The sequence below is a fragment of the Candidatus Eisenbacteria bacterium genome, assembly GCA_016867495.1.
In the GTDB taxonomy this organism is placed as follows: Bacteria; Eisenbacteria; RBG-16-71-46; order CAIMUX01; family VGJL01; genus VGJL01.
This window is the reverse complement of record VGJL01000096.1, coordinates 1-9,855: the sequence shown is the minus strand read 5'-3', so window position 1 is coordinate 9,855 and position 9,855 is coordinate 1. Positions and strand designations below refer to the sequence as shown.

At 64.5% G+C, this 9,855-nt stretch carries 20 protein-coding genes; all 20 read right to left on the bottom strand.

Translation table 11 applies throughout. The features are described from left to right. Positions 1-565: type I methionyl aminopeptidase (gene map / locus FJY88_09280; GenBank protein MBM3287522.1), on the bottom strand; the 565-nt coding region annotated here is incomplete at its 3' end. 2 nt (positions 566-567) lie between these two features. Further along, positions 568-1,230: an adenylate kinase gene (locus tag FJY88_09275; protein MBM3287521.1), complete on the bottom strand. Its 663-nt coding sequence runs from the start codon at positions 1,228-1,230 to the stop codon at positions 568-570. Positions 1,231-1,240: 10 nt separating this feature from the next. Further along, positions 1,241-2,560 carry a preprotein translocase subunit SecY gene (secY, locus tag FJY88_09270; protein MBM3287520.1) on the bottom strand — a complete coding sequence of 440 codons (1,320 nt, stop codon included), beginning with the start codon at positions 2,558-2,560 and terminating at the stop codon, positions 1,241-1,243. After that, a complete protein-coding gene (locus tag FJY88_09265; GenBank protein MBM3287519.1) occupies positions 2,553-3,023 on the bottom strand; it encodes a 50S ribosomal protein L15 in 471 nt (156 codons plus the stop codon). The genes secY and FJY88_09265 overlap by 8 nt, the downstream gene beginning before the upstream one ends. A 21-nt stretch (positions 3,024-3,044) precedes the next feature. Then, the gene (rpmD, locus tag FJY88_09260) at positions 3,045-3,233 is read right to left on the bottom strand and encodes a 50S ribosomal protein L30 (protein ID MBM3287518.1); all 189 of its coding nucleotides are present in this window, start codon (positions 3,231-3,233) and stop codon (positions 3,045-3,047) included. Beyond that, a complete protein-coding gene (locus tag FJY88_09255; GenBank protein MBM3287517.1) occupies positions 3,199-3,789 on the bottom strand; it encodes a 30S ribosomal protein S5 in 591 nt (196 codons plus the stop codon). The genes rpmD and FJY88_09255 overlap by 35 nt, the downstream gene beginning before the upstream one ends. A 29-nt stretch (positions 3,790-3,818) precedes the next feature. Continuing rightward, entirely contained in the window at positions 3,819-4,190 is a 372-nt protein-coding gene (locus FJY88_09250) for a 50S ribosomal protein L18 (GenBank protein ID MBM3287516.1), read from the bottom strand. 21 nt (positions 4,191-4,211) lie between these two features. Then, positions 4,212-4,751, bottom strand: a complete 540-nt coding sequence (locus tag FJY88_09245) for a 50S ribosomal protein L6 (GenBank protein ID MBM3287515.1) — start codon at positions 4,749-4,751, stop codon at positions 4,212-4,214. Positions 4,752-4,783: 32 nt separating this feature from the next. Continuing rightward, positions 4,784-5,182, bottom strand: coding sequence for a 30S ribosomal protein S8 (gene rpsH / locus FJY88_09240; GenBank protein ID MBM3287514.1), 399 nt, complete (start codon positions 5,180-5,182; stop codon positions 4,784-4,786). A gap of 50 nt (positions 5,183-5,232) precedes the next feature. Beyond that, positions 5,233-5,418 (bottom strand): type Z 30S ribosomal protein S14, encoded by a 186-nt coding sequence (locus tag FJY88_09235; protein MBM3287513.1) that lies wholly within the window; start codon positions 5,416-5,418, stop codon positions 5,233-5,235. A 37-nt stretch (positions 5,419-5,455) separates the two neighbouring features. Then, complete coding sequence (rplE, locus tag FJY88_09230; GenBank protein ID MBM3287512.1) at positions 5,456-6,076, bottom strand: 50S ribosomal protein L5; 621 nt, start codon at positions 6,074-6,076, stop codon at positions 5,456-5,458. Positions 6,077-6,118: 42 nt separating this feature from the next. Continuing rightward, positions 6,119-6,484, bottom strand: coding sequence for a 50S ribosomal protein L24 (gene rplX / locus FJY88_09225; protein MBM3287511.1), 366 nt, complete (start codon positions 6,482-6,484; stop codon positions 6,119-6,121). 49 nt (positions 6,485-6,533) lie between these two features. Then, positions 6,534-6,902 (bottom strand): 50S ribosomal protein L14, encoded by a 369-nt coding sequence (rplN, locus tag FJY88_09220; protein MBM3287510.1) that lies wholly within the window; start codon positions 6,900-6,902, stop codon positions 6,534-6,536. 42 nt (positions 6,903-6,944) lie between these two features. Continuing rightward, a complete protein-coding gene (rpsQ, locus tag FJY88_09215) occupies positions 6,945-7,202 on the bottom strand; it encodes a 30S ribosomal protein S17 (protein ID MBM3287509.1) in 258 nt (85 codons plus the stop codon). A gap of 8 nt (positions 7,203-7,210) precedes the next feature. Then, the gene (locus tag FJY88_09210) at positions 7,211-7,447 is read right to left on the bottom strand and encodes a 50S ribosomal protein L29 (protein MBM3287508.1); all 237 of its coding nucleotides are present in this window, start codon (positions 7,445-7,447) and stop codon (positions 7,211-7,213) included. A gap of 14 nt (positions 7,448-7,461) precedes the next feature. After that, complete coding sequence (gene rplP, locus FJY88_09205; GenBank protein ID MBM3287507.1) at positions 7,462-7,872, bottom strand: 50S ribosomal protein L16; 411 nt, start codon at positions 7,870-7,872, stop codon at positions 7,462-7,464. Positions 7,873-7,906: 34 nt separating this feature from the next. Continuing rightward, positions 7,907-8,593, bottom strand: a complete 687-nt coding sequence (rpsC, locus tag FJY88_09200; protein ID MBM3287506.1) for a 30S ribosomal protein S3 — start codon at positions 8,591-8,593, stop codon at positions 7,907-7,909. A gap of 21 nt (positions 8,594-8,614) precedes the next feature. Next, the gene (locus tag FJY88_09195; GenBank protein ID MBM3287505.1) at positions 8,615-8,965 is read right to left on the bottom strand and encodes a 50S ribosomal protein L22; all 351 of its coding nucleotides are present in this window, start codon (positions 8,963-8,965) and stop codon (positions 8,615-8,617) included. Between the two features lie 20 nt (positions 8,966-8,985). Next, the gene (gene rpsS, locus FJY88_09190; protein ID MBM3287504.1) at positions 8,986-9,270 is read right to left on the bottom strand and encodes a 30S ribosomal protein S19; all 285 of its coding nucleotides are present in this window, start codon (positions 9,268-9,270) and stop codon (positions 8,986-8,988) included. A gap of 14 nt (positions 9,271-9,284) precedes the next feature. After that, positions 9,285-9,855 (bottom strand): 50S ribosomal protein L2 (rplB, locus tag FJY88_09185; GenBank protein MBM3287503.1); only part of this gene is annotated, 571 nt, incomplete at its 5' end.

The window sequence follows — 9,855 nt, the reverse complement described above, 5'->3', positions numbered from 1 at the left end:
CGCCGTAGTTCGGGACCTGCGGCCCCTCGTGCAACGACTGCCCGATGCCGTGGCCGACGAGCTGGCGCACCACTTCATATCCGTGGCTCTCGGCGTGGACCTGGATCGCGGAGGAGATGTCCCCCACCCGCCTGCCGGCCACCGCCTGCTGGATCGCCCGATCGAGGCACTCCCGGGTCACGCTCATCAGATCCGACGCCTTCTTCGAGACCTCCCCGACCGGGAAGGTCCAGGCGCCGTCGCCGTGATACCCGTCCAGGAATGCCCCCACGTCGACGCTCACGATGTCCCCGTCGCCCAGGACGCGGTCGCCCGGGATTCCGTGAACCACCTGCTCGTTCACCGAGACGCACGTGCTCGCCGGGTATCCCATGTACCCCTTGAACGATGGGGACGCGCCCGCGCGGAGGATCAGATCCTCCACAGCGCGGTCGATCTCCCCTGTCGTGAGTCCCGGCCTGACCATTCCCTTCACCAACCTCAAGCATTCCGCGACGATCGAGGCGCTTCGGCGTATCCTCTCGATCTCGCTCGGTCTGCGGATGTGGATGCGCGTGTCACCCACGTTTACCGGCCCGGCGCAGTCCGGGCGCGAATCCCGCGCTCGATCTCCGCCGCAACATCTGCAATCTCGCCCTCGCCGTGGGCGATGACGAGCAACCCCTTCGCGTCGTAGAAGTCGATCAGGGGCGCCGTTGTGCTCTCGTACACGTGCAGGCGCTTGCGGACCGTCTCCTCCGTGTCGTCCGCCCGCTGGATGAGCGCCCCGCCGCACTGGTCGCACTTGCCTTCCACCCTGGGCGGCTTGGCCGCCAGGTTGTAGACGCCGTTGCACCCGGAGCAGATCCGCCGTCCCGTCATGCGGTCGAACAGGATCTTCTTGGGCACGTCGATCTTGATCACCGCGTCGAGCCGCTTCCCCGACCCCGCCAGGATCCCGTCCAGCCCCTCGGCCTGGGGAATCGAGCGGGGGAATCCGTCGAGAATGAACCCGCCGGCCGCGTCCTTCTCCTGAAGCCGCCTGCGCACCATCTCGAGCATCACGTCGTCCGGGATCAGGAGGCCGGCGTGCACGAGCTCCTTGGCGCGCAGCCCCACCGGCGTCTCCGCCGCGATCTCGGCGCGGACGATATCCCCGGTCGCTATCTGCGGAACCCCGTAGCGCTTCACCAGCAGCTCCGCCTGGGTCCCCTTTCCCGATCCGGGCGCTCCGATCAGGATCAAGCGCATGCCTTCACCTCTAGTAGAACCTCCGGCCCTTCAAATGGCCCTTCTTCAGGAATCCGTCGTAGTGGCGCATCAACAGGTGCGACTCGATCTGCTGGAGCGTGTCGAGCGCCACTCCCACGACGATCAGGAGGCTCGTGCCTCCGAAGTAGAACGGCACGTTCCCGTATCTCAGCATCAGATCCGGCAGCACGGCGATGATCGCCAGGAAGAGGGCCCCCGGAAGCGTGATGCGGTTCAGAATCCGGTCAATGTAGTCCGACGTGTGCCTTCCCGGCCGGATCCCGGGGATGAACCCCCCGAACTTCTTCATGTTCTCGGCGATGTCCACCGGATTGAAGACGATCGCGGTATAGAAGTAGGTGAAGAAGATGATCATGATCGCGTAGAGGAGCATGTAGACGAGCCCGCCCGGAGCGAAGAAGCGCGTCATTCCCTGCATGACGTCGCTGTTGGGGAAGAAGCTCGCGATCGTGCTCGGGAAGATGATGATCGACTGCGCGAAGATGATCGGGATCACGCCGGCGGTGTTGACGCGCAGCGGGATGTGTGTGCTCTGCCCCCCGTACATCTTCCGTCCCACGATCCGCTTGGCGTACTGGACGGGGATCTTCCGCTGGGCCTGCGTCATCATGACCACGAACGCCGTCACGAGGACCATGAAGACCGCGAGCACGATCACCACGATGGGGTTCAGGGACCCCTGCGCGATTGCGCGGATGGTGTTGATCGCCTCAGCCGGGAAGCGGGCGACGATGCCGATGAAGATCAACAGCGACATCCCGTTCCCGATCCCCTTGTCGGTGATCAGCTCGCCGAGCCACATGACGAACACGGCCCCCGCCGTCATCGTCAGAGCGGTGATGATTCGGAATGCAAAGCCAGGGTTCGGGACCACCGGTATCGAGAACTGCGTGTTCAGGCTCTCGAGGAAGATCGAGATGCCGAAGGCTTGGACGACCGCCAGGAGGACCGTTCCGTAGCGCGTGTACTGCGTGATCTTCCGCCTGCCCTCTTCCCCCTCCTTCTGGAGCTTCTCGAAGTAGGGGATGACGGCGCCGAAGAGCTGCAGGATGATCGACGCGCTGATGTAGGGCATGATGCCCAGGGCGAAGATCGTCGCCTTGGAGAAGTTCCCCCCAGCGAACAGGTCGTAGAGCATGAAAAGCGTGTTCTGCGCCTGCGACTGGAAGTAGCTCGTCAGGGCGCCGCCGTCGACGCCGGGCGTGGGGATGTGGCCGCCGACCCGATAGACGACGAGCAAGCCGGCGGTCATCAGAATCCGCCGCTTCAGCTCGGGGATCTTGAAAATCGACTGCAGGCTCTCAAGCATTCTTACCGCCTTCGCTCTTCTGCTGGCTCAATATCTCCACGCTGCCGCCGGATGCCTCGACCTTCGCCTTGGCCGCCTCGCTTGCCGCGTGAACCTTCACGACGAGAGCGCGATCGAGCGTCCCGTTCCCCAGCAGCTTCACAGGATGCTGCCGCTTCAGGACTCCGGCCTCCCGCAGAGACTCCGGGTCGACGACGCTTCCCGCATCGAAACGGGTGAGGGCGCCGACGTTGACCACCTGGTATTCCTTCCGGAAGATGTTCGTGAAACCGTGCTTCGGGACCCTTCTCTGCAGCGGCATCTGGCCGCCTTCGAACCAGGAAGCGCTGCCGCCGCCCGAGCGGGCCTTGTGCCCCTTGTGCCCGCGCGTCGATGTCCCGCCGTGGCCGGAGCCGGTTCCGCAACCGACCCTCTTCCGCTTCTTCTTCGCCCCCTTGGCGGGCCTCAACTCGTTGAGCTTCATCGGATCGCCATCCTCCCGTTCCTACGCCTCGATCTCTTCGACGCGCACAAGGTGCTTCACCTTGAAGACCATTCCGCGGATCTGGGGGTTGTCGGGCTGCAGCACCGTATGCCGGATCCTGCGCAGACCCAGGGCCTTGACCGTGAGCTTCATGTCGGTCTTGCAGTTGATGGTGCTACGCGTCTGCTGGATTCTGAGGAGCTTCGCCATCCTGTCCTCCCGGCGCCTTCTGGGCGAAGCCCAACAGCTCGCCCACCGAAACGCCCCGCCCCTTCGCGACGCTCGCGGCGCGACGGAGCCTCTTCAGGCCGTCCACTGTGGCCTTCACGACATTGTGCGGGTTCGAGCTGCCGAGGCTCTTCGTGAGGATGTCCGCGATCCCCGCCACCTCGAGCACGGCGCGAACCCCTCCGCCCGCGATCACGCCCGTTCCGGCCGAGGCCGGCTTCAGGAGCACCCTGCCCGCTCCGAACTGCCCGACCACCACGTGCGGGATGGAGCTCTTCAGCAGGGGAACCTCGAAGAGGCTCTTGCGCGCGGCGTCCCCCGCCTTGCGGATCGCCTCGGACACCTCGTTCGCCTTTCCGAGCCCGACGCCGACCTTCCCCTTCTGGTTGCCGACGGCGACGATCGCGTTGAAGCTGAACCTGCGTCCGCCCTTCACGACCTTCGCGACCCGGTTGATGTGGATGACGCGCTCGACGAACTCGGGTTCTGCGCCCCACTCGCCGCCGCGCTCGTGACGGTCTCCTCGATCCCCTCTCAAGTCGTTTCCCTCTCTCCAGGCACCTGGCCTTAGAACTTAAGCCCGCCTTCGCGGGCGCCCTCGGCGAGGGCGCGGACCCTGCCGTGATAGAGATACCCGCCCCGGTCGAAGGCGACCCGATCGATCCCCTTCTCACGCGCGAGGCGCGCGATCAGGGCGCCCACGCGCTTGCTCTTCTCGATCTTCCCCAGACCGCCCAGCTCGCCGGCGAGCTCCTTGCTGAGACTGGACGCGCCGCAGAGCGAGCTTCCCGCCTCGTCGTCGATGACCTGCGCGTAGATGTGCTTCGCGCTTCGAAAGACGCAGAGCCGCGGCACTTCGGCGTTACCCCGCAGGTCCTTCCGGATCCTGCGATGCCGCTTCAATCTGGCCAGCAAAGAGCGATTCGTTCCCGACTTCATGGTCTAACCCCTCCCGCCGCGCTACCCGGCCGACTTGCCCGCCTTGCGGCGGATCTGCTCCTCGACGTACTTGACCCCCTTGCCCTTGTACGGCTCCGGGGGCTGGAGGGAGCGGATGTTGGCGGCGACCTGCCCCACGAGTTTCTTGTCGATCCCCTTGAGCGTGATCTTCGGGGGACGCTCGGTGACTTCCGCATCAACGCCGTCCGGCAGCGGGAAGTTGATCGGATGGTCGTAGTTGAGTTTCAGGATCAGCTTCCGGCCGTCCAGCGACACGCGGTAGCCGGTTCCGATGATCTCCAGATCGCGGGTGAACCCCTGGCTGACCCCCTGGACCATGTTGGCGACCATCGCGCGGGAGACGCCGTGCAACGCGCCCGCCTTCCCCGCGGCGAACTCCGATTCCACCTTGGCGGTGTCGCCGTCGATCCTGACCACGAAACCGTGCTGGAGCCGCGCCGCCAGTTGTCCCTTGGGACCGACGACGCGGACCGTGTCCCCCTCCTGAGATAGCGTGACCCCCTTGGGGATCGGTATGAGCTTCTTGCCCACGCGCGACATAGTTCTATACCTCTGCTTCCTCTTGCTCCCGGCTACCAGACCTTGGCGAGAAGCTCGCCGCCCAGCCCGGCCGCCCGGGCCTCCTTGTCGGTGAGCACGCCTTTGGTGGTGGAGAGGATCGCGCTCCCCAATCCTCCCATGACCCGCATGACCTCATCCCTGGCGACGTAGACCCGTTTCCCCGGACGGCTCACCCGTTCGAGATGGGCAAGCACGGGGGTCTCGCCCATCTCGTATCTCAGATAGATGCGCAAGACGCCCTGCTTGTCGTCGGCGATCCGCTTGAAGCTATGGATGTACCTCTCTCTCTCGAGCAGCTCTGCGATCGCCGCCTTGAGATTGGAGGCCGGCACATCCACGCGCCTGTGCTTTGCCCGGATCGCGTTCCGGATGCAGGTCAACATGTCAGCAATCGGATCGGTCTGACTCATTCCACTAACCCCCGAGGGTCCCGCTCCCGATCAGGAAGAGGTCCCGTGTCCTACCAGCTCGCCTTGACGACGCCGGGAAGCTCTCCGCTCAGCGCCAGCATCCGGAAGCAGATTCGGCAGAGGGCGAACTTCCTCAAGAAAGCCCTCGGCCGCCCGCAACGCCTACACCGGTGGTAGGCCTGGACGCCGAACTTGGGCTTGCGCTTCGACTTCTCGATCAGGCACTTCTTTGCCACGCGACTTACGCCTCCCCTGTTGCCCGCCTGACGACGGTCACTTCTCCCTGAACGGAAACTTCATCGCCCTCATCAGCTCGAGGCCCTCTTCATCGTTCGGGGCCGATGTCACGAAGGTCACGTCCATTCCCCTGACCTTCTCGACCTTGTCGTACTTGATCTCCGGGAAGATCACCTGTTCCTTGATCCCGAATGTGTAGTTCCCCCGGCCGTCGAACGACTTCTGCGAGAAGCCGCGGAAGTCGCGGATCTTGGGAACCGCGATGAGCATCAGCCGATCATAGAACTCCCACATCCTCGGTCCCCGAAGAGTGACCATCGCGCCGATCGGCTGCCCCGCGCGGAGCTTGAAGTTCGCGATCGACTTCCTCGATCTGCGAATCGCGGGCTTCTGCCCCGTGATCGCGGTCATGTCGGCGACGGCCGCGTCGAGGAGTTTGATGTTCTGCAGGGAGTCGCCCACTCCCATGTTGACGACGATCTTCACGAGCCGCGGAACCCTCATGACGCTCGTGTACGCGAAGCGCTTCATCATGTGGGGAACCACATCGTTCTTGTACAGCGCACGGCTCCTGGAATCCGCCGGCGGCTCGATCGCGCCTCCCTTCTTGGGGGGCGCTGCCTGCTTCGCGGTCGCCTTCTTGGCCTTCTCGCTCATGTCTCTACCATCCACTCCGCCCAATGGCTCTTGTCAGCTGCCTCAGGTCCTCGGTTTGAACGCGGGCTTCTCGATGTCCATGCCCGTTCGGACGCTCTCCCGGGTCTTCGCTCTGCGGGCCGCGACGCGATCCGTCACGTCCTTCTCGGGGCGGCGCGACCGCACGCGGGTCGGCTTGTCCGTCTTCGGATCGACCAGCGCCACGGCGGAGATCGGGATCGGGGCTTCCTTCTCGACCTCGCCCTGCCTCACCGCCTGCTTCCGACCCGGCTTCTGGTGCCGGACGACGAGACGGACCCTCTGGACGATGACAACCCCCTTTTCGGGGTCAACCGACAGCACGCGCCCCGACTTACCCTTGTCGTCGCCGCGGATTACCACGACCGTATCGCCCTTGCGGATCTTCACCTCATTCCTCCTCTCGGCCGGTCGATGTCTCGTGCGCGATCGGGCGCATCTAGATCACCTCGGGGGCGAGGGAGATGATCTTCATGAACTCCTTCTCCCTCAGTTCCCTTGCCACCGGCCCGAAGATGCGCGTCCCTCGGGGCTCCTTCGCCTTATCGATCAGAACGGCGGCGTTCTGATCGAAGCGGATGTAGGAGCCGTCCTTGCGGCGGACTTCCTTGCGGGTGCGGATGACCACGGCCCGCGCCATCTCGCCCTTCTTCACCGCCCCGTTCGGGATCGCATCCTTGATCGCAACCACGATGATGTCGCCAACGCTGGCGTAGCGGCGCCTCGTGCCGCCGAGCACCTTGATGCACATCGCTCGGCGCGCGCCCGAGTTGTCCGAGATCGTCAACATCGTCTGCTGCTGGATCATCTCTTCACCCCATCGTCCCCGGGAGAGGATTCGTCTCCTCCCCTACTTGGCCTTCTCGAGAACCTCCACCACCCGCCAGCGCTTCATCTTGCTCAACGGGCGCGTCTCCATGATCCGCACGATGTCGCCGACGTGGCATTCGTTGCGCTCATCGTGGGCGTAGTACTTCTTCGTGAGCGTGATGTACCGCTTGTAGATCGGATGCGACATCCGCCTCTTCTGCTCGATGACGACGGTCTTGTCCATCTTGCTGCTGACGACCGTCCCTTCCCGGACCTTGCGCTGATCTCTATCCGTCATCGGATTCCTCACCTCGTCCCGCTGCCGTGATCGGCCAGGCGGCGGATCCCCTTCTTGTGTTCGGCGAGCAGCGTCTCGATCCGCGCCAGAGCCCGACGGATCTCGCGGATCTTGAGCGGGTTGTCGAGCTGCTTCATCGAGTTGCGGAAGCGCAGATTGAACATCGCCTCCTGCAACTCCCTTGCCTTGCCGCGGAGCTCGTCCTCCGTCATCTCTCTCAACGCCTTTGGAGAGTGTTCCCTCATCGTCAGATCCCCCGTCAGTTCTCCCGAACGACAATCCGCGTCTTCACGGGGAGCTTCGACGCCCCGAGGCGCAATGCCTCGCGGGCGAGCTGCTCGCTGATCCCCTCGAGCTCGAAGAGGATGCGGCCGGGCTTGATCACGGCCACCCACCCCTCCGGATTCCCCTTGCCGCTTCCCATGCGGGTTTCGGCCGGCTTCTTCGTGATCGGCTTGTCCGGGAAGATCCGGATCCACATCTTCCCGCCGCGCTTGATGTGCCGGTTGATGGCCACGCGCGCCGCCTCGATCTGGACGTTCGTGACCCACGCCGGGTCGATTGCCTTGAGGCCGTACTCCCCGAAGGTCAGGGAGCCACCGCGGATCGCGACTCCGCCCATCCGGCCCCTCTGCTGCTTGCGATGCTTGACCCGCTTCGGCATCAACATGGGATCTTCACTCCTTCTCCCCTACCGTTCTCGATCAGGCTCGGCCCGGACGCCGTCCCTCGGCCCTTCCCGTCGGAGAGCTCATCGCCTCTTCCGCGTCCAGGATCTCGCCATGGAAGATCCAGACCTTCACCCCGACCGCGCCGAAGGTGGTCACGGCGGTCGCGGTCGCGTAGTCGATGTCGGCCCGCAGAGTGTGTAGCGGAACGCGCCCCTCGCGGTACCCCTCGGTCCTCGCCATCTCGGCGCCCCCTATGCGCCCCGAGGCCACCACGCGGATCCCCTTGGCCCCGGCCCGCATCGCCTGCGACACCGAACGCTTCAGAACCCGCCGGAACCCGACGCGCTGCTCGAGCTGGCGCGCGATCTGCTCCGCCACGAGCTGGGCATCGGCCTCTGGGTTGTCGACCGCCTTGATGTCGATGAAGACTTCCTTCTTGGTCAGGTGCTGGAGCTCGTCCCGGAGCTGGTTGACTTGCGCGCCGCTCTTGCCGATCACGACGCCCGGCTTAGATGTGTGGATCGTGATGTCCACCTTGTTGGAAGAGCGCTCGATCACCATCTTGGAGACACCGCTGTTCGGCAGGCGCCTGCGGAGGTATCGCTTGATGAAGAGATCCTCCTCCAGGAGGTTTGCGTACTCCTTCCGCGCGAACCAGCGGGAGTCCCACGTCTTGATGATCCCCAGGCGGAACCCGATCGGATGCGTCTTCTGTCCCAATGCTCCCTCCAGACCCGTCCGTTAACTGCCGTTCGAAACGACGATCGTGATGTGGCTCGATCTCTTCCAGAACCGGGTCGCCCGTCCGTGCGCTCTCGGAAGAAAGCGCTTCATGATGGGCCCGGCTCCAGCCACGGCCATCTTCACAAAAAGCTCATCCGTGGCGAGCTTCTCTTCGTTCTTCTGCGCTTCCTTGGTCGCGTTCGCCACGGCCGACTTCAATACCTTGCCGATCTGCTTGGCGATCGGACGCGGGGTGAACTGCAAGACCTCCTGCGCCCGATCGACCTGCATGCCCCGGATCAACCGGAGCACGCGATCGGCCTTCAGCGGTGTGACCCGCACGTAGCGTGCGATCGCTCTGGATTCCATCCCTTGCTCCTCCCGACCGATCAGTGCCCTGGCGTCGTGGTCTTGTCTGTTCGCGCGTGCCCCCGGAACTGGCGCGTGGGGGAGAACTCGCCGAGTTTGTGACCGACCATGTTCTCCGAGACGTAGATCGGGATGAACTTGTTGCCGTTGTGCACGGCGAGGGTGTGTCCCACGAACTCAGGCAGGACCGTGCACCGGCGCGCCCAGGTTCGGACCACCTTCTTCTCTTTGGACTTGTTCATCTCGTCGATCTTCTTCTTCAGACTCTCGACGACGTAGGGACCCTTCTTCAGCGATCTGGCCATCGCAACCTCTCCGGCTACTTCCGCCGCCGGACGATCAGCTTGTCCGACAGCTTGCTCTTGCGCGTCTTGTACCCCTTCGTCGGCTTTCCCCACGGCGTGCAGGGATGCCTGCCTCCCGAGCTCCTACCCTCGCCTCCACCCATCGGGTGGTCGTGCGGGTTCATCGCCACCGCGCGGCTGCTCGAGCGCCGCCCGAGCCAGCGCTGCCTTCCGGCCTTGCCGATCATCACGTTCTCGTGATCTAGGTTCCCGACCTTGCCGACGGTGCAGTAGCAGCCGAGGTCGAACATCCGAACCTCGCCCGAAGGGAGCTTCACGTGGGCGACGCCCCCCTCCTTGGCCATGATCTGGCACTCGCTCCCCGCCCCCCGCGCGATCTGCCCCCCCTTGCCGGGGCTCAACTCGAGGTTGTGGATCGTCGTGCCGGCCGGGATGTTGCGCAGCGGGAGGGAGTTCCCTTCGCGAATCTCGACGTCCGGTCCCGACATGAGCGTGTCGCCGAGCGCGACGCCGACCGGGGCAAGAATGTAGCGCTTCTCTCCGTCAACGTAGTGCAGCAGCGCGATCCTGGCGGAGCGGTTCGGA